A 19,871-nucleotide genomic window follows, 5' to 3' on the forward strand; every position below is an offset into this window, starting at 1 on the left:
CACTCCTTTCTAAAGGTTCCCTAATTTTGCTTTACTTAATCCCATTTTTTTAGATATTGCTGGTAGAGCTAAGAATACTGCTAGAATAAGTGCAGAAATCAATCGGAAGTCATTCGGATTGAAGCCTAATTGAAGAACAAATACTATAATTAAGCGATAAATAACGGATCCAATGACAATCGAGATAAATCTTCCTGATAATTTCATCTGTTTTCTTAAGATAACCTCACCAATAACGATTGACGACATAGCTACAACTACTGTTCCAGTCCCCATTTGTACATCTGAAAACCCATTATCTTGTGCCACTAAAGCACCACTTAGAGCGATAAATCCATTCGCAAACATTAAAGCAAGACGTTTCATTGTATTAGTTTTAATTCCGAATGAAGCTGCCATAATCTCATTATCTCCGGTTGCGATAATAGCTTGTCCTAAATCGGTTTTGAACAAATAAGTCATAAACATGATTACAATTGAAACAACAATTATACCCACAATAGCTCTTTGGTACTGATTACTATCAATAATTGTATTGAGGTAACTATAAATTGTATCAAACCCGCGTAAACTTAAGTTAGGACTACCCATTACGCGTAAGTTGATTGAATAGAAACCTGTTAGTGAGATAATACTTGCTAATAAAGCAGGTATGTCAAAATATGTTGTTAATAAACCTGTAACTAAACCAGCTAACATCCCGGTAACAATTGAAGCAAATGTTGCCAGAATAGGATTAACTCCCATTGTAATTAGGGTAACAGCAGATGCAGCTCCTAAAGTAAATGATGCTTCACTAGTTAAATCGGCGAATCGAAGGATTCGGAAACTAATATATAATCCTAATCCCATGATTCCCCATAAAATTCCTTGATATAGTGCACTAAAATAAATACCCATTATTACAATTACTCCTCACCTAAACGTTCATTAATATCCATAACTTTAGAAGCAACCTCTTCAGGTATCTCAATACCTAAACGCTCTGCTGTTTCAAAATTGATAACTGGTTGTAATTCTTCAAGAAATCGAACTGGTGTTTCACCTGGATTAGCACCATCAATTACTTCCTTAGCAACATCAGCTGCTAATAAGCCAATATCTTTTTGATTGATCGCAACTGCTGACAATGCTCCTTGACCAACCATAACATCCACAGTCGTGAATACAGGTATACCAGCAGCGTCTGTTGCATCTAATAATGTTTCAAATGCACTTGCAATTGTATTGTCTGAACCAACATAAATAGCGTCTACTTCATTGGCTAATGACTGTGCAACTAATTGCATATCCATTGTTGATGCAATTCCTTCTATTTGAACTTCTAAGCCCATTTCTTCAGCAACTGCAGCAGCTTGCTCAGTTTCGGCAAGTGAATTATCTTCACTCGTTGTATAGATCATACCGACTTTTTTTACATCTGGTTGTAATTGTAATAACAGCTCAAATTGATCTTCATAAGGTACTGCATCACTGGCACCAGTTATATTTTCACCAGGATTGTCCAAGTTATCAACTATACCTGCTGAAACTGGATCAGTTACTCCAGTCATAATAATTGGGATATCAGATGTAACATTTTGGAATGCTTGTGCTACTGGGGTAGTAATAGCAAAGATTACATCTGGTTCTTCCGCCACAACACTTTGAGCGATTGTTGATAATATGTTTAAATCACCTTCAGCGTTTTGATAATTTATAGTCATGTTCTCACCTTCAGTATACCCATGCTCCGCAAGTCCATCGTAAACACCTTGGCGAATATCATCGAGTGATGAATGCGTAACTAATTGAACAACAGCGACATCTAAATTGTCATCTTGACCCTTAACCTCTTTTGTCGCGTATGACACTGTTATTAACGTAAAAGCAACCATTGTTAATAGAATTTTGTGTATTTTTTTCATTGTAATTTCTCCTTTTCTATATAAAAAAACAGCCGACACATCCAATCTACGTGTCAGCTTAATCAAGCATAAAAAAAGACCACATAGATTGTATTACTACAAATACTATGTGGTAAACTGGGGAAAGAGCCACATAGATACAGTTTCAGTTATATTCAAACTGGGCTGTATCCATGGAACAGATTCCAAGTCTACAACCTATCTACGCCAGCTTTGCCAGATTAAATTATTTATGTTGTTTACTTGGTTTGTCATATTCATTGGCCCCCTTCTTATTTGTTAATACAATGATACAGCCTCACAAAAAATATGTCAACCTTTTCAATTGATTTTTTAATCTTTTTCTAATAATCGAGCGCATTTTGATAATTAGTGTTTTAGTCTTGTTTAATGTACAATAATAGTCTAGTAAAATCTGATAATTAAATCAGCTTTAACAAAATCATGTTATAAAAAGGAGGTTTGGTTGATGTCATTTGATGGCTTTTATACACACAAAATTACTGAAGAGCTCACTTCCAAACTAAAAAATGGACGCATACACAAAATCTATCAACCATTTGAACAAGAACTGCAATTTGTCATACGGTCAAACCGTACGAATTATCGACTCGAGGCTTCAATCCACCCTATGTATTATCGAATGCACTTAACAGATGAAAAATCTAACAACCCACAACAAGCGCCAATGTTTTGCATGTTATTACGCAAGCATTTAGAAAATGCAACTGTGTTGGATATCCGTCAGTTTGAGAACGATCGAATTATTACGTTTGAGTTAAGTGGTCGTGATGAGTTAGGTGATTTACAAAGTTACTTACTTATTTTTGAATTAATGGGGAGACACAGTAATATAATTCTTGTAAACCCTGTTACGAAGAAAATTATCGATTGCATTAAGCATATACCACCAAGTATGAATAGTTTCAGAAGTTTACAACCAGGTGCTGAATATATCTTGCCCCCTAAAAATGAAACTCAAAAAAATATATTTGAATTGAATAATACAGAACTTGATACATTCGCAACAGAGCATCAAGAATTGTTAGCTGCAGGTAAAGCTTCGAAAGTAATACAAGGTATGTCGGCTTTAGCTAGCAAGCAAATTTCAGCTTGGATAAGTGATAATAATTTATCTAGTTCTCAAGCTTTATCGAAATATTTAGAAGAACTTAAATCTGGTCAACCTGTTATTTTTAGATCAGACAACCAGATGAAGTTTTATGCGATGGATCTACCCTATCTTAATGGTGAACGTGATTATTTCCCAACTTTAAGTGCATCGCTGGATTTGTTTTATAATCAAAAAGTACGTTTAGATCGTGTAAAGCAATTATCTGGTGATTTGATTCAACGATTGAAGCAAGTTATCGAAAAGAATTATCACAAACTTGATAATCTTCAAAAAGATAGACTGATAGCTGAAGATGCTGATATTTACCGTTTGAAAGGAGAATTAATTAATGCGTTCTCTTATCAAATCGAAAAAGGTCAATCGTCAACGATAGTTCAAAACTATTACAAAAATAATGAACCTTATACAATTGAATTAAACCCAAGGAAAACACCTTCAGAGAATAGCCAAGCATACTTTAAACGTTATACAAAATATCGTGATTCTCTACGTTATATTGAAAAACAAGAAAAATTAGCCACAGAAGAGATTGAGTATCTTGAATCAGTACTTGTTCAACTTGATCAAGCAGAGATTGAAGATATAGAAGATATTAAAGCTGAATTGGTACGCGAGGGATACGGTGGAAAGCGAAATAAAACAATTAAAAAACGTGCAAAATCAAAATCTAAACCACGACAATATAAATCTAGTGATGGTGTAATTATGTACGTTGGTCGTAATAACCAACAAAACGATGAACTGAGCATGCGCAAAGCCAGCAAGAATCACTGGTGGTTACATACAAAAGATATTCCAGGAGCACATGTTATCGTTGAATCTGACAAACCTAGTGATCAGACTATGACTGAAGCGGCAGAAATTGCAGCTTACTATTCAAAATCACAAAATTCAGCTAATGTCCCGGTAGATACAGTCCAAGTGAAGCATTTACGAAAACCAAATGGTGCTAAACCAGGTTACGTTATATATGAAGGTCAAAACACACTTTATGTTACGCCAAAAGCAGATAAAATTGAATCACTTGAATTGAAATAATTAAATATATTAAAGACCACTTTCCTAGTTAATTAAATACTAACTAGGAAAGTGGTCTTTTTGTATAAATCATATGTGCTTACTAATCAAAAAACTGATAAAGGAAATACTTGCCAGTTTAATATATTTCTTAGTCTGTAAATGATTCAGTTAATTGAGGTACGATTTGTTTCTTACGAGAAACAACACCAGGTAAGTTGATTAAATTCTCAACTACAGGTTGTTTAAATGCTTTTTCGATTGGAATAAAGTTTTCCCCCAATACGAATGCAATTGAATCACTTTCAAGTATATCTGTAACGAGTAGAACGAATAGATCAAACTTATTCGCAGCAATTTCATTACGCATCGTTTCTAATAATTCATCCTTACGAGCTAACATCTCTTCGAAACCAATGGCATTGATTTGACCAATACGAACAGAATTCTCATTCATATCAAATGTTTTAGAATCAGATTGCACTAGTTCTAGTGCAGTTTTTTCACTTAACTTAGTACCTGCTTTTAATAACTCAAGTCCATACTTATCAATATTAACATCAGCAATTTTTGCTAATTCAATAGCGATATTTTTATCTTGAGAAGTACACGTTGGTGATTTGAATAATAACGTATCAGAAATAATTGCTGATAACATTAACCCTGCTACAGCTTTTGGAACATCAATATTATTTTCTTTAAATAATTTAAAAATTACACTAGCTGTACTACCAATTGGTTCAGCACGATAAAATAGCGGATTAGCTGTTTCAAAGTTTGCGATTCTATGGTGATCAATTACGAAATCAACTTCCACCTCTTCTAAATCGTTAACAGATTGTGTTGCTTCATTATGATCGACTAACGCAACACGGTCAACTTCATTTGAAACCGTATCTACCACACGTGGTCTTTCAACATTAAAGAAATCTAATGCAAATTGAGTTTCATCATTTGGCGTACCTAAAGCTACAGCCTCTGACTCATGACCTATTTTTTCTAAATAAAAGCTAAAAGCGATTGCTGATGCTATGGCATCAGTATCTGGGTTTTTATGTCCAAAAACTAAATATTTTGACATGAATATATTCCTCCTTAAGGTTTATTCTAGTATAGTTTATCACTATATCAGAAAAAAATGAATGAACTTTTTTCTAAACTATTCTTCATTTTCACTTTCTTGATTTATTAGTTTTAACTGAGCCAAATGTATATTAAGTACATTTCCTAATTTCTCAATATCTTTCATAGCTGATCCATTCGTTAAACGTTCAGAAACTGGGATCTCATTAGCGCTTATCTCACTCATAAAGCCAGTATCACCGTAAACGACTAAAGGTACATCTGTTTCTGTGATCGCTAACGCATTAATTAAACGATGAGGTTGAGCTTTTAATTCCTTAAGAATTAAAATACCTCGGCTACCACGCGAGGCAGCACCGACTATTTCTGGTTTGAATCGTTTGATATTCCCTCTTTGAGTCAATCCTACAATCTGCGTTTTTTTAATGTCTTCTATCACTAAGGCAGCCACAACATAATCTTCTTGCTTGAGGTTAATACCTATTACCCCTTGTGCTTTAAGACTATATGTAGAGACCTCACTTAAAGGATACCTTAGACTATAACTTCTATTTGTTAGATATAGCACTTCATAGTCAGTGTTATCTTTGATTGGTATTGCAGATATTAATTCGTCGCCTTGTTTCAGCTTCATAGCAACAGCCGTTTTCGTTTTGTAGCTTCTAAACGTTACAAATTCGTCTAAATTAGTCTGTTTTATCATTCCTAATCGAGTAGCAAGTACTATCTTATCTTCAATCAAGTTTGCTTTAGTCTCAGTCATTCCTTCTGCTGCTTTAAAGGCTGCAATAAGTTGTTCTCCATCTTTCAATTGATACTTTTGAGATATATGCATACCCATGTCGTTCCAACGAATATCTGGTAATTCATGGACAGGAATATAGATATAATTTCCTTTATTAGTAATCATGACAATCGCATCATAAGTACTTAATCCTTCTACATAAATCGCATAATCAAATTCACGACGCCCAAGATTCAGCGTATCTGAAGAATTGAACGATCGATGACTCGTTCGTTTCACATATCCTTCATTGGTAACTGAGACAACAACGTCTTCTTTTGGTATTAATAGTGTCGATTCAATCGTAATTTCTTTTACTTCGGCTTCAATCTCAGTACGACGCGGTGTTGTGTATTTATTTTTAACTTCAGTTAACTCTTTGATTAATACTTTATTAAGTATTCCAAAATTTGATAAGATATTTTCATACATCGCAACACGTTCATTTAATTCTAGTCGTTCACTTTGTAAGGCTGTGACGTCTGTATTTGTTAAACGATATAATTGCAAAGATACAATCGCTTCAGATTGTTCACTTGAGAAATCAAATTCTTTCATTAGATTTTCTTTAGCATTTGCTTTGTTTGCACTTTGGCGAATCGTTTCAATAACTTCATCTAAGATAGACATAACATGAATCAATCCATCTACGATATGTAATCGTGCTTTGTCTTGCGCTAATTGAAATCGTGTTCTTCGCGTAATAACTTCGCGCTGATGTTCAATATATGCCTCAAGAATCATCATTAAACTAGCTAACACAGGACGTCTATTATGTATTGCTATCATGTTAAAGTGATAATTCACTTGTAAGTCTGAATTTTTTAATAAGTAATTCAATACTGCTTCAGCATCAATATCACGCTTTAACTCAACCACAAGTCGAACGCCATCTCTATCAGATTCATCACGAACCTCTGCAATACCATCTAGTTTTCGTTGTAAACGAATATCATCTAAACGTTGAATTAATTTTGATTTATTCACATCATAGGGAAGTTCAGTCGCAATAATTTGAGATTTGCCACCCTTTAAGGATTCTATCTCAATCTTAGATTGAACGACTACCTTGCCGTTCCCTTTTTCATAAGCATTTTTTAAATCCTTTGCACCTTGAATGATTCCACCCGTTGGAAAATCAGGGCCTTTTATAAATTTCAGTAAATCTGATAATTCATATTTTTCATGTTTCAACATGTATATCACAGCGTCAATGACTTCACCTAGGTTATGAGGTGGTATTTCAGTTGCATAACCTGCCGAAATTCCCGTTGCTCCATTAACAATTAGGTTTGGATACCTTGCTGGTAATACAATTGGCTCTTCAAGGGTATCATCAAAGTTTAAAGCATAATCAATTGTTTCGTAATTGATGTCTGATAATAACAGCGAGGCGATCGGTGATAGTCTAGCCTCCGTATAACGCATCGCTGCTGCTGGATCTCCATCCATACTACCATTGTTACCATGCATGTCGATTAACGGTTCACGTAACTTCCAATCTTGGCTTAGACGTACCATTGCTTCATAAACAGATGAATCCCCATGCGGATGGTAATTACCAATAACGTTTCCTACCGTTTTAGCAGACTTACGATAAGGATTTTCTGATGTATTACGATCTTGCTGCATAGCAAATAAGATTCGTCGTTGTACTGGTTTCAATCCGTCTCGAATATCTGGTAAAGCACGATCTTGAATAATATATTTTGAATATCGACCAAATCGGTCACCAATGACGCTAGCAAACGTCAATTCTTCAATATGTTCATTTGGATTAAGCACCATTTATATCATCCTCACTAAATAAATTTATCTGTGATTCTTTATCATCACTGCTCAAACCTGGCTCTGATTCAGAATGAGTCTCTATTTTCTCTTTGACATCTATATCTGACTCTTCATTTTTTTGACTAGTTGTAATTTCTGATTCGTTTAAGAGAGTATCTTCTTCATCAAGTGTAAATCGAACGTTATTTTCAATCCATTTACGTCTAGGCTCTACTTTATTACCCATTAAAGTTGTTAAACGTCTTTCAGAAGTTGCAGCATCATCAATCGTTACACGAATCAACAGTCGAGTCTCTGGGTTCATAGTCGTATCCCAAAGTTGATCTGCGTTCATCTCACCTAGACCTTTATAACGTTGTAAAATATAGCCTTTACCGACTATATTAATCTTTTCTTCAAGTTCCTCATCTGTCCAAGCATATTCAATAACTTCTTTCTTCCCTTTTCCTTTACTTACTTTGTAAAGTGGTGGCATAGCAAGATATACTTTACCAGCTTCAAGCAATGGTTTCATATAACGATAAAAGAATGTTAATAGCAAGACTTGAATATGTGCTCCATCGGTATCCGCATCGGTCATAATTATAACTTTATCATAATTAGATTCTTCAACATTGAAGTCATTCCCAACTCCTGCACCTATTGTATAAATCATTGTATTAATTTCTTCGTTTTTTAAGATATCTGCCATTGAAGCTTTTTCAGTATTAATTACTTTACCACGCAATGGAAGAATTGCTTGATATCGACGGTCACGTCCAAGTTTAGCAGACCCTCCTGCTGAATCTCCCTCGACTAAATAAAGTTCATTTTTTGAAGCGTCTTTGGATTGAGCTTTAGTTAGTTTCCCAGAGATAAGTTTCTCTTGTTGAGATTTTTTAGCTCCAGTTCGAGCAGCATCTCTAGCTTTTCTTGCTAATTCACGAGTTTCACGCGCTTTAATAGCTTTACGTAATATCATTTGACTGAAATTACCATTTTCATTTAAGAAAGCCGATAAAAATTCATTGATTGCATTATCGACCAATTGACGCGCTTTAGGCGTACCTAACTTCTCTTTCGTCTGTCCCTCAAATTGTAAATATTGCTCCGGTACTCGTATAGATATTACCGCTGCTAATCCCTCGCGAACATCAGAACCTTCCAGGTTCTTATCTTTTTCTTTCAATAATCCTGATTTACGAGCATATTCATTAAATGCTTTTGTAATTCCGGTCTTCATTCCTGTTTCATGTGTTCCTCCGCCATATGTACGTACATTATTAGCGAAAGATAAAATTGTTTCCGAATATCCATCATTATATTGCATAGCAAAATCTATTTCGAAATCATCAACAACAGTCGAAACATTCGCGATTTCACCCATCGTATCTTTTTCTTCGTTTAAGTAATTAATGAAATCATGTAATCCATTCTCAAATAAGAATGATTCACTTACTTCGTTAGCTTCATCGCTAACCGTAATTTCTAGTCCTTTTAATAAATAAGCCGATTCACGGAATCTTTCACTAATTGTTGCATAATTAATCTTTGAGCTTCCAAAAATAGTTTCATCCGGCATAAAATGCACAGTCGTCCCTTTTTTGGACTTCGATGATGCCTTAGTTTTCTTTAATTTTGTAACGGGTTTTCCCCCGTCTTCAAATCGCATTGTATATTTAAAGCCATCTCTATAGACGGTAACTTCTAACCAACTAGATAAAGCATTTACAACACTTGCTCCAACTCCATGGAGTCCACCGGCTGATTTATAGCCACCTTGGCCAAATTTACCACCAGCATGAAGAACTGTGAATATAACTTGAATGGTTGGTATCCCACTATCGTGTAATCCAATAGGCATACCACGGCCATCGTCTTCTATACGAACACTGCCGTCTTTTAATAGTGTTACATTTATCTTATCAGCAAAGCCTGTTAAAGCTTCATCGACTGAATTATCTACAATTTCATAAATTAAATGATGCAACCCTTTTTGATCGGTTGACCCAATATACATACCTGGACGTTTTCGTACTGCGTCAAGGCCTTCAAGTATTTGAATAGCATCATCATTATAATTTGTAAGGTTTGGTTTCTGTGCCAATATTACACCTCTTTTTTCTAAAAATAATCAACTTCTTTATCATATCAAAAAAATCGTATTTTTTCTTTATTAAATTTTAAAATGTTTATTTAACACTCTTTTTATCGATTTACTACTTTTGAATTCTATACAAATACAGTAGTTTTTGCAAACTCTATTCACATCAACAACATTCTATTTATTTAGGGCATAATCAAACTACTAATAAAGTACACTACTTTATAAATTTTGAGTCTTAAAGTATCTATGTAAAATAAAAGATATATGGTAAAATAAAACCAACTATTAGGAGGTTGTTATGGAAACAATAAATAATTATATCTGGCCTATCTTATGGGTTGTTTTAGCATACTGTATAGGTTCTTTCCCCACAGGTGTTCTGTACTCTAGATCACGCCATAACATTGATGTACGTTCTTTAGGTAGTGGAGGAAGTGGCGCAACAAATGTTGGCCGTAATTTTGGTTTTCGTGCAGCGATAGTTGTGACTGCAGTTGATGTACTAAAAGGTTTAATCCCTGTGCTCATTGCGAAAAATATCTTTTCGAATTATCCCATTATTATTATGTTAACTGGATTAGCATGTGTAATTGGTCATGCTTATCCAGTATGGGCGGGTTTTCGTGGGGGGAAAATTGTTGCAACATCAGTTGGGGTATTAGTAGCATTTAATATTTGGATTGCTCTAATTATGGTATCTCTATTGGGAATTCTGATTTTCTTAACGAGTACCGTTAGTCTATCTTCAATGACAAGCTATTCCATCATAGCATTATATATCGCGTTTACAAACCCAGAGCCAATATACAAAGTGGGCTTCATACTTATCGCCCTGTTATTAATATACCGTCATCGGACAAATATTGAACGGATTATTAAACATGAAGAAAGTCGCATTAATTGGGGCCTTAATAAACCTAAAAAGTAAATTCAAAAAAACCGCCTATTGTAAGGCGGTTTTTTTGAATTATTTTTTACTGAAAGTCATAGTATAATCATGCGTCATCAGTTGAGATGGAAGTAACTCATGGATAGCATATTTTTCAGCTAGTTCTCCCGTTGCACTCTCAGGGTCGGCAATACCAGACCATGGTTCTAAACATACAAATGGAGCGCGATTTGGATATGGTGACCATATACCAACAAAGTCCATTCGATTTGGCTTCATTTTGATTTCCACATCATTTGCTTTATCTTCCAAAACAATTTCAGTCTGCTGACTAATTTGATAAATTAACGCATCATTTTTAAATGTAGTGTGCTTTAATGGTACCTCGTTAACCTCAACATACTTTGCTTTGTTAGGTATTGTTAAGCCTTCTTTATTCAATGGTATTTGTAAATATTGCCCTGCAGGCTCAAATCTAAATGACACATTATCAAATTCTGGTTTAGATCCTGACGTTGTTTGACTCATATTAAAGGCAGGATGTCCTCCTATGCTATAATATAACGTCTTATCAGTCGCAGGATTTAGTATCTCATAGCTCACCGTGATGCTCGAATAATGCAAGATATAATTAATTTGTAAACTGAAATCAAATGGATATTTCTCACGTGTCTCATCCGTATTCTTTAAATATAAGCTAGTGGAATTACTAGTGACATTTTGGATATGAAAAGGTAAGTCTCTTGCAAAGCCATGTTGTGTCATTTGATGTTTTTGATTATCATGTTCAAATGTATTGTCCTTTAATTTTCCCACAATTGGGAATAAAACGGGTGCATGCCTTGCCCAATACTTTTCGTTCGCTTGCCATAGAAATTCGTAATCCGATTTTTTATCCACAATCGATACTAATTCGGCACCTTCTTCTTTGATTTTAACTATTAGATAGTCGTTTTCTAAAGTAATCATTTAGGTTCCTCCCGATTTATATTATAAGATATAGTGACTTAAATCACGATTTTCAACAATTTTCTCTAATCGTTGTTCAACATACTGATCTGTTATTTCAATGCGACCCATTTGCATTTCCGCAGATTCATACAATAATTCGTCTAAAACTGTCTCTAAAATAGTATGAAGACGTCTAGCCCCAATATTATCTGTATTGTCATTTAAGCGTACAGCATATTCTGCTAATTTTGCGATTGCTGTTTCAGTAAAGTGAATTTCAACACCTTCTGTTGCTAATAATGCTTCATATTGTTTGATTAAAGCATTCTTAGGTTCTGTTAGAATACTTACAAAATCACTTTCAGTTAAATCTTTTAGATTCACACGAATTGGGAAACGTCCTTGAAGTTCAGGGATTAAATCTGAAGGTTTTGATTCATGGAATGCACCACTACCAATGAATAATATATGATCCGTTTCAATAATACCGTATTTAGTTTGAACTTGACTCCCTTCTACGATTGGTAAAATGTCACGTTGTACACCTTGACGGCTGACTTCTCCGCTATTTTGATTTTTCGAAGCAATTTTATCTATTTCATCAATGAAAATAATACCGTTACTTTGAGCAAGTTCCAAAGCTTTTTGGTTGATATCATCTTGATTTATTAATTTATCTGCTTCTTCTTCAGTCAGTAATTTAATTGCTTCTTGGACCGTTACTGAACGTTCTATTTTCTTTTTAGGTTTCAGAGCGCTTAAACTTTCTTGCATATCCATCATTTGTTCCATAGCTGGATTCATGCTATTTAATTGAAGTTTTTTCTCTTCCATTTTAATTGTTACTTCATGGTTATCTAATTTACCATCACGAATTTGTTGACGAATAGCTCGACGTGTTGCTGCAACTTCGTCAGTTACAATTTCTTCCTCTTCTTCATCTATATCCTCACCAGTTGGGTTCATTTGTTTAAACATTTCTGCAAAGTTTCCAAAAGGATTTGCTTGATTCTGTTGAGTAGAAGTATCTGCTTTTTTAGGTTTTTCGCCTGGTTTTAAAGCTTTGGCAATACGTTCAATTGCTTTTGCTTCAGCGGTTTCTTTTACTTCTTCTTGTTTCTGCTTCTTAATTAGACGAATACTATTTTCAACTAAGTCACGAACCATTGATTCAACATCACGACCCACATAACCAACTTCAGTAAATTTAGTCGCCTCAACTTTTATAAATGGTGCCTGAGCAATATCTGCAAGCCTTCTAGCAATTTCTGTCTTCCCAACTCCTGTTGGTCCAATCATAAGTAAGTTTTTAGGCTTTACTTCTCGTTGCATTTCCGCATCTAGTTTTAATCGACGAATACGGTTACGTAAAGCGATTGCGACTGATCGTTTTGCCTCGCTTTGTCCTACAATATACTGGTCTAAAGCTTCTACAATTTTTCTTGGTGTTAAGTTATCCATTATATCCTCCTAGTATATCTATATTCAAAATTTCCCTCTTAGATAGAAATATAAACTTGTTTTCTTTTAAAATTTAGTCTTCAAAAGATTCAACTAAAATATTGTCATTAGTAAATACATCGATTTCACTCGCAATTTTTAAAGCATTATTTGCAATCTCATATGCTGATAAATCTCCATATCTTAACATCGCTCTTGCAGCAGATAATGCAAAATTACCTCCTGATCCAATCGTTAATACACCATCATCTGGTTCGATTACTTCACCTGTTCCGCTAACTAAGAGTAAAGTCTCGCGGTTCATTACGATTAATAAAGCTTCCAATTTCTGTAATGAGCGATCAGTTCGCCATTGTTTTGCTACTTCTACTGCAGCACGTGTCAATTGCCCTTGATGCGCTTGAAGTTTTTCTTCAAACATTTCTGATAATGTAATGGCGTCTGCAACACCACCAGCAAATCCAACAATAACCTCATTATTATAAATTCGGCGTAATTTCTTAGCGCCACCTTTCATAATAACACTTTCACCCATCGTTACTTGCCCGTCTCCAGCCATTGCTAATTTATTATCTTTTTTTACTGCACAAATTGTTGTCATTATTATTCCTCCTTAGATTGTCGTTTTGCTCTCGGAAACACATCTAAATAAGTGCTTCTTAAACGATCTTTTGTTACATGAGTATAAATTTGAGTTGAACTTAAATCTTCATGTCCTAATAATTCTTGAACACTTCGCATATCTGCGCCATTATTTAACAAATGAGTCGCAAAAGTATGTCTCAGTTTATGAGGGTGTATAGAAAGATTCAGTCCTGCTTCTTTTACAATTGAATTAAGTATATTTCGAACTAGAGTTGGACTTAATTGTAAGCCAGTTTTAGAGAGAAAAACAAACGAAGCGTGTTCAGGTATACTTTTTTCTACTAATTCTGGTCTGAGATTTTGAATATATATAGTCAGACTTTTTAAAGCGACATCCCCAACTGGAATAATCCGTTCTTTGTCACCTTTACCAATAACTCGAACTAAAGACATATCATAATCGACTTGTTGTAATGTGAGATTTGTTAACTCACTTACCCGCATACCAGTCGCGTAAAGTAGTTCTACCAAGGCACTATACATTAATTGCATAGATGACTCTGACTTTTCTATCGCTGTAAATATTTCATTCATCTCATCTTGATAGAAAAATTCAGGCAATTGTTGCTTCTTAACATTGTATTGTACTAACTCCATTGGATTGCTGTCAATCCATTCCATTCTTAACGCATATTTAAAAAAAGCTCGCAAACTTGATAATTTTCTTGAGATCGTTGTTCTAGCCAAACCTCTTTCATTTAAGAATGCTAAAAACAGTCGGAAATCCTGATACATTAATTTTGATATATCAGTATCCCCGGAGCTTTCTAAAAAATCACTAAATTCTATCAAATCTTTAGAATATGCAAGGACAGTTTGTTTAGAGTAACGTCGTTCATTCTCTATATATATCATAAACTGATTAATATATTCTTCCACTCTATCCCTCATTTCAATTATAATCATAAATTCATGTAACCGCTATAGATACTAAACCTGATTGGGGATTAATTAAAATATTTTCATCATTCTACAGTACCTTTTTATATTCTATCAATTAAAATGCTTTTTGTAATCATTCCAAGGTCTGATTAGTTATAAAAATATATTTTTTAAACGTTATATTATAGTGATACTCATGTTTACTATAGTAGTGTATCACTACTTCGTAAACTAATTATGAAATTCGACTGAAATTATTTATAAATTCAAAAAACGATAACTATTCAATAAAAATCACATACAAACAGTATGATTCTTATGACTAATTATCGTTTATTTATTAATTAACTAATTCTTCTTCATAATCACAGTTGCTACATTTAACTTGGCTACCTTTACGTGTAACTTTCTCAGTAAGGAAGTGATCACATTTTGGACATGATCGTCCAATGGGTTTATCCCACGAAACAAATTCACATTCAGGATACAGTGTACAACCAAAGAATATACGGTTTTTCTTCGATTTACGCTCTACGACTTCTCCCTTTTCACAAGTTGGACAAGTCACACCGATTTTCTTAACAATTGCTTTAGTATTCCGACAGTCTGGGAAAGCACTACACGCGTAAAACTTACCATATCGTCCAATTTTGATAACCATCGGATGCCCACAAACATCACAATCGAAGCCAGCTGGTTCATCTTTGATTTCAATTTCTTCCATATTTACTTCTGCTTTTTTAATTTCTTTATCAAAGCCAAGATAGAATTCATCTAATAATTTTACCCAGTTTTGCTTACCTTCTTCGACCTCATCCAAGCCTCTTTCCATTCCGGCTGTAAAATCTGTGTCGACAATATCAGGAAAAAATTCAACCATGACGCTATTAACAATTTCTCCTAGCTCGGTTGGTTCGAATCTTTTAGCTACCATTTTTACATAGTATCTTTTTCTTAATGTTTCTAAAGTTGGTGCATAAGTAGACGGACGACCTACACCCTGTTCTTCTAGTATTTTAACTAAACTTGCTTCATTATAACGTGCAGGTGGTTGCGTGAAGTGTTGTTCAGGATTAATTTCTGCTAACTTAACATTATCATTTACCGAAAGATCAGGTAAATAATTATCTTTTTTTGTTTTAGATTCATATACTTTTAAGAAACCGTCAAATTTAATGCGTGATCCATTCGCACGGAAATTAACATCATTTTGAGAGATGTCTGCTCTTATTGTATCGTATACTGCATCAGTCATCTGACTAGCTACAAAACGTGCCCAAATTAAAGAATAAAGTCTAAATTGGTCTCGTGATAGATATTCTTTTATATCATCTGGAGCCATAGTAACATCCGATGGACGAATTGCCTCATGCGCATCTTGCGTATTAGCAGAGTTCGTTACAGCTGCTCCTTCTCCAAGATACTTTTCACCAAATTTTTCTGTTATATAATTACCAGAACTCACTTTGGCAGTTTGTGATATACGAGTTGAGTCTGTACGCATATAAGTAATTAAACCGATTGTATTTTTTCCAATTGCAATACCTTCATACAGTTGCTGAGCAATCATCATCGTTTTACCTGCACGGAAATTTATACGGTTAGATGCATCTTGTTGTAATGTACTTGTCGTATACGGTTTCGGTGGTTTTCTGCGACGTTCTTTTTCTTCGATATCATCAATTTTAAAGTCTTTATCTTGATCTATTTTTTCAAGTATGGCATTCACTTGAGCTTCATTCGTTAAATTAACTTTTTGCCCATTTTCTCCATAGAATTGTGCTTCAAAACTAGAACGGCCTTTTTTGAACTTTGTTGGAATTGACCAATATTCTTCAGGTTTAAATGCTCGAATCTCTATTTCACGATCGATTATTAATTTTAATGCTGTCGATTGAACCCGACCTGCACTAAGTCCACCTTTAATTTTCTTCCATAATAAAGGTGAAATTGAATAACCAACAATTCTATCTAAGATACGTCTCGCTTGTTGTGAGTCAACTAGGTCTTGATTGATTACTCTTGGTGTTTTAAAAGCATCTTTAACAGCTTCTTTAGTAACCTCATTAAAAACAACACGATTCTTGTCGCCTTCTTCTAAGCCTAGAATGTAACTCAAGTGCCATGCAATAGCTTCACCTTCACGGTCCGGATCGGCTGCGAGATATACTTTCTCTGCTTTTTTTGCTAATTTCTTTAATTCTTTAACGGTATCACCACGGCCACGGATTGTAATATACTGTGGATCAAAGTTGTTTTCAAAATCAATCCCCATTTTACTTTTTGGTAAGTCTCTTAAATGGCCTTTACTTGCTACAACTTTATAATTTCGTCCTAAATATTTATCTATTGTTTTAGCTTTGGTTGGTGATTCGACGATGACTAAGTATTTATATGCCATCCTCAATCAACTCCTTTAAATTATTTTTATTGTCTGATATTTTTAATTTATAAAATCGTAAACATATTAGTTCATTCTGTTATTGATGTCAAACATTAAATTTTTGCATGAATACTGCTTAATATAATTATACGGGAGATATATTAGAGTTATTACATGCAAAATATTCCACTTTTAAACAGGTTAACGATTCATTTAATACCCTTGCAACTGAAATATTTCTCTAAGATCACTAATCAACATTTGGGTATCTAACACAGGCGTTGCTCCGAGGTGTATTAATTCATTACACCCTCTGGACTGATCATCTATAATGCGACCTGGGATTGAAAAAACTTCTCGATTATATTGTAATGCATAATTTGCTGTGATTAGGCTACCACTCTTTTGAGCGGCTTCTATAACAATTGTAGCTTTAGATAAACCAGCCACTAAACGATTTCTTAATATAAAATGATGACGCATAGGTTTTTCATTTGGAAGATATTCACTTAGAATTAGATGATCTTGTTCCATTCTTTTCTGTATATGTTTATTTGCTCTAGGATAATAATAATCTAAACCACAGGGTATGATAGCTATACTCTTACCTTGCGGATGATTAATTGAACGTTCATGGACTGAGGCATCAATACCAAGTGCCAAACCAGACACACTTACCCAGTTGTTATCCGATAAAGCATCAACTATATCAAAAGTCATATTCTTTCCATATGAAGTTGCTTTTCGTGTACCTATTACTGATACTTTTGGTTCACGAATAAGGCTTATATCTCCTCTATAAAAAACCAATATAGGTGGTTGAGCAGTATGATACCAAAGCATTGGGTAATAATATTCACCAATCATCATTGAATACTTTGATAGACGAGTATAATAGGCTAAATCAGATACTGATATTTCACGAAAATCAATCCTTTTGTCTGAAATATATTTTCTAGCATGTTTAACTTGTAAGAGTATTATTTGACACTCCTTTGCGTCCACGGATTCTAATAATAATTTACGATCCATTATAACTAATAAATAATCAGACAATACTTTATGCGATACATTTTTTGACTTGAGAAAAATTAATTGTTCTTTTATTTTTAATTTCATGTTACACCTCCATATATATATACAAAAAAAAGGTGCAATTCCATTAAAAAAAAACGAAATATTTTTAATTATTTCGTCTTTCTACTATTATATGCAAATGATATATTATTAACTGGGGAAAAAGAATGACGATGAATCGGTGTATATCCATAATTATGCAATGCTTCTAAATGATTTTTTGTTCCATAACCCATATTTTTATCAAACTGAAACTCAGGATATAAATCATGATACTTAACCATTAATTCATCTCGATGAACTTTCGCAATAATACTTGCAGCTGCAATAGATATTGATCGTTCATCGCCTTTTATTATTTCAGTTTGTGGGATAGTTGTGTTTAAAGTCAGTGCATCTATTAATAAATGATTTGGCTTAATCGGTAATTCATTTACACTTTTTAACATAGCTTGTTTGGTTGCTTCAAGTATATTAACCTTATCAATGCCATTGTTATCTATTTCAACGACAGAGTATGCTAAAGCAACTTCTTTTATTAAGTCTGCATACTGAACTCGCTTTGCGTGTGACAAAGTTTTTGAATCGTTAATTCCAACTAATCTATCCATGTCCTGCGGTAAAATTACACTAGCTGCAACAACGGGTCCAGCTAATGGCCCTCTACCTACCTCATCAATTCCAGCGATATAAGTCACATTTGGATTAGAATATAAATTAACTTCATATTGTAATCTATTTTGATGGTCAAGTAACTCTTTTTCTAACTTTTGTTTTTTTAGTTCGAATTGCTTTAATAATTTTTGAACACCTTTTCGTTCATCTGTTTTTAACAAAGTTAATTGATTTTGATCCATTCCATCTTCATTAAAAAGCAATTCTTTAATTTCGTTAATTGTCATCTTGCTCATCTAAAACATGCTCCACCTTATCTAATGTAATTGACCCTAAATTATTCTTGCGATAATCAAAGATAATCCGCTGGCTTGCCGCTTCATAATCATCCTTCAGACCCACTCTTTCTGTAATCAACATAAGTAAGTCGACTGGTGTATTATTTAACACTTCATCTTTCGTTACTCTATATTTACTAACTAGCAGATCCGAATGATTTTCTTGATAATATGCAAGTAAATATAATGATAAATCATCCATGTATAATAAAGTATCTTTAATTGCACCAGTAATCCCTAACTTTATCCCTACATTTGGATCTTCAAACTTAGGCCATAAAATTCCTGGTGTATCTAACAATTCAAAGTCCTTATTAATCTTTAACCAACGTTGTGCTTTAGTTACTCCTGGTTTATTACCGGTTATTGCTTGGTTTTTCCCAACAAAACGGTTGATAAGTGTAGATTTCCCTACATTCGGTATTCCAAGTATCATTAATCGAATAGCTCTAGGTTTTACACCACGATTTTTTTGTTTTTCGAAATAGTCTTTCATAATATCTTGGATTCGCTGTTGTAGCTTACGTAAACCTTTGTTATGTTGCGCATCAATTGCTACCGCGGGTATATTTTGTGACTCATAATAATCTAACCAATGGTTCGTTACTTCGTTATCTGCTAGATCACTCTTATTTAATGCTATTATTCTTGGTTTATTTCCAACAATTTCATTTATCATTGGATTTCGACTTGATTCCGGAATTCTAGCATCAACTAACTCAATAACTACATCAACGAGATGCATCTTTTCCGTAGCTTCACGTCTTGCTTTTGCCATATGTCCTGGGAACCACTGTATAATGTTTGAAGACATAAAATATCCACCT

15 protein-coding genes are annotated in these 19,871 nt (G+C 34.0%); 2 read left to right on the forward strand and 13 right to left on the reverse strand.

From position 1 onward, the window contains the following. Positions 1–9: 9 nt before the first annotated feature. Positions 10–900 carry an ABC transporter permease gene (locus tag HYQ40_01430; protein MBZ6526420.1) on the reverse strand — a complete coding sequence of 297 codons (891 nt, stop codon included), beginning with the start codon at positions 898–900 and terminating at the stop codon, positions 10–12. Positions 901–908: 8 nt separating this feature from the next. Further along, positions 909–1,907 carry an ABC transporter substrate-binding protein gene (locus tag HYQ40_01435; GenBank protein ID MBZ6526421.1) on the reverse strand — a complete coding sequence of 333 codons (999 nt, stop codon included), beginning with the start codon at positions 1,905–1,907 and terminating at the stop codon, positions 909–911. A 469-nt stretch (positions 1,908–2,376) separates the two neighbouring features. On the opposite strand from HYQ40_01435, the gene HYQ40_01440 reads away from it, so the two are divergent. Then, positions 2,377–4,080 carry an NFACT family protein gene (locus HYQ40_01440; protein MBZ6526422.1) on the forward strand — a complete coding sequence of 568 codons (1,704 nt, stop codon included), beginning with the start codon at positions 2,377–2,379 and terminating at the stop codon, positions 4,078–4,080. 130 nt (positions 4,081–4,210) lie between these two features. Here HYQ40_01440 and HYQ40_01445 read toward each other — a convergent pair whose 3' ends face one another. The 3 genes from HYQ40_01445 to parE form a co-directional block, all read right to left on the reverse strand. Next, positions 4,211–5,140 (reverse strand): manganese-dependent inorganic pyrophosphatase, encoded by a 930-nt coding sequence (locus HYQ40_01445; GenBank protein MBZ6526423.1) that lies wholly within the window; start codon positions 5,138–5,140, stop codon positions 4,211–4,213. Positions 5,141–5,218: 78 nt separating this feature from the next. Continuing rightward, on the reverse strand, positions 5,219–7,714 hold the full coding sequence (gene parC, locus HYQ40_01450; GenBank protein ID MBZ6526424.1) for a DNA topoisomerase IV subunit A: 2,496 nt from the start codon (positions 7,712–7,714) through the stop codon (positions 5,219–5,221). Then, positions 7,704–9,803, reverse strand: a complete 2,100-nt coding sequence (gene parE / locus HYQ40_01455) for a DNA topoisomerase IV subunit B (GenBank protein ID MBZ6526425.1) — start codon at positions 9,801–9,803, stop codon at positions 7,704–7,706. Before parE ends, parC begins: the two co-directional genes overlap by 11 nt. A 298-nt stretch (positions 9,804–10,101) precedes the next feature. Here parE and plsY point away from each other — a divergent pair, with 298 nt between their 5' ends. After that, positions 10,102–10,731 carry a glycerol-3-phosphate 1-O-acyltransferase PlsY gene (plsY, locus tag HYQ40_01460; protein MBZ6526426.1) on the forward strand — a complete coding sequence of 210 codons (630 nt, stop codon included), beginning with the start codon at positions 10,102–10,104 and terminating at the stop codon, positions 10,729–10,731. 39 nt (positions 10,732–10,770) lie between these two features. Here plsY and HYQ40_01465 read toward each other — a convergent pair whose 3' ends face one another. The 8 genes from HYQ40_01465 to ylqF form a co-directional block, all read right to left on the reverse strand. Beyond that, a complete protein-coding gene (locus HYQ40_01465) occupies positions 10,771–11,661 on the reverse strand; it encodes an aldose 1-epimerase family protein (GenBank protein MBZ6526427.1) in 891 nt (296 codons plus the stop codon). Positions 11,662–11,682: 21 nt separating this feature from the next. Next, positions 11,683–13,107 (reverse strand): ATP-dependent protease ATPase subunit HslU, encoded by a 1,425-nt coding sequence (gene hslU, locus HYQ40_01470; protein ID MBZ6526428.1) that lies wholly within the window; start codon positions 13,105–13,107, stop codon positions 11,683–11,685. Between the two features lie 70 nt (positions 13,108–13,177). Continuing rightward, a complete protein-coding gene (gene hslV, locus HYQ40_01475; protein ID MBZ6526429.1) occupies positions 13,178–13,705 on the reverse strand; it encodes an HslU--HslV peptidase proteolytic subunit in 528 nt (175 codons plus the stop codon). 2 nt (positions 13,706–13,707) lie between these two features. Next, a complete protein-coding gene (locus tag HYQ40_01480; GenBank protein MBZ6526430.1) occupies positions 13,708–14,640 on the reverse strand; it encodes a tyrosine recombinase XerC in 933 nt (310 codons plus the stop codon). 331 nt (positions 14,641–14,971) lie between these two features. Continuing rightward, the gene (gene topA, locus HYQ40_01485) at positions 14,972–17,032 is read right to left on the reverse strand and encodes a type I DNA topoisomerase (protein ID MBZ6526431.1); all 2,061 of its coding nucleotides are present in this window, start codon (positions 17,030–17,032) and stop codon (positions 14,972–14,974) included. A 195-nt stretch (positions 17,033–17,227) separates the two neighbouring features. Then, on the reverse strand, positions 17,228–18,133 hold the full coding sequence (gene dprA / locus HYQ40_01490) for a DNA-protecting protein DprA (protein MBZ6526432.1): 906 nt from the start codon (positions 18,131–18,133) through the stop codon (positions 17,228–17,230). Between the two features lie 68 nt (positions 18,134–18,201). Beyond that, positions 18,202–19,002 carry a ribonuclease HII gene (locus tag HYQ40_01495; protein MBZ6526433.1) on the reverse strand — a complete coding sequence of 267 codons (801 nt, stop codon included), beginning with the start codon at positions 19,000–19,002 and terminating at the stop codon, positions 18,202–18,204. Then, the gene (gene ylqF, locus HYQ40_01500) at positions 18,983–19,858 is read right to left on the reverse strand and encodes a ribosome biogenesis GTPase YlqF (protein ID MBZ6526434.1); all 876 of its coding nucleotides are present in this window, start codon (positions 19,856–19,858) and stop codon (positions 18,983–18,985) included. Before ylqF ends, HYQ40_01495 begins: the two co-directional genes overlap by 20 nt. Positions 19,859–19,871 lie beyond the last annotated feature (13 nt).

The sequence above is a fragment of the Aerococcaceae bacterium DSM 111021 genome, from assembly GCA_020112395.1.
Taxonomy (GTDB): domain Bacteria; phylum Bacillota; class Bacilli; order Lactobacillales; family Aerococcaceae; genus Ruoffia.

Coding starts and splice junctions, on each gene's coding strand:
- HYQ40_01430 (MBZ6526420.1), bottom strand. CDS start 900: ATGGGTATTTATTTTAGTGCACTATATCAAGGAATTTTATGGGGAATC.
- HYQ40_01465 (MBZ6526427.1), bottom strand. CDS start 11,661: ATGATTACTTTAGAAAACGACTATCTAATAGTTAAAATCAAAGAAGAA.
- topA (MBZ6526431.1), bottom strand. CDS start 17,032: ATGGCATATAAATACTTAGTCATCGTCGAATCACCAACCAAAGCTAAA.
- hslV (MBZ6526429.1), bottom strand. CDS start 13,705: ATGACAACAATTTGTGCAGTAAAAAAAGATAATAAATTAGCAATGGCT.
- HYQ40_01480 (MBZ6526430.1), bottom strand. CDS start 14,640: ATGAGGGATAGAGTGGAAGAATATATTAATCAGTTTATGATATATATA.
- HYQ40_01495 (MBZ6526433.1), bottom strand. CDS start 19,002: ATGAGCAAGATGACAATTAACGAAATTAAAGAATTGCTTTTTAATGAA.
- dprA (MBZ6526432.1), bottom strand. CDS start 18,133: ATGAAATTAAAAATAAAAGAACAATTAATTTTTCTCAAGTCAAAAAAT.
- parC (MBZ6526424.1), bottom strand. CDS start 7,714: ATGGTGCTTAATCCAAATGAACATATTGAAGAATTGACGTTTGCTAGC.
- HYQ40_01440 (MBZ6526422.1), top strand. CDS start 2,377: ATGTCATTTGATGGCTTTTATACACACAAAATTACTGAAGAGCTCACT.
- ylqF (MBZ6526434.1), bottom strand. CDS start 19,858: ATGTCTTCAAACATTATACAGTGGTTCCCAGGACATATGGCAAAAGCA.
- HYQ40_01445 (MBZ6526423.1), bottom strand. CDS start 5,140: ATGTCAAAATATTTAGTTTTTGGACATAAAAACCCAGATACTGATGCC.
- HYQ40_01435 (MBZ6526421.1), bottom strand. CDS start 1,907: ATGAAAAAAATACACAAAATTCTATTAACAATGGTTGCTTTTACGTTA.
- plsY (MBZ6526426.1), top strand. CDS start 10,102: ATGGAAACAATAAATAATTATATCTGGCCTATCTTATGGGTTGTTTTA.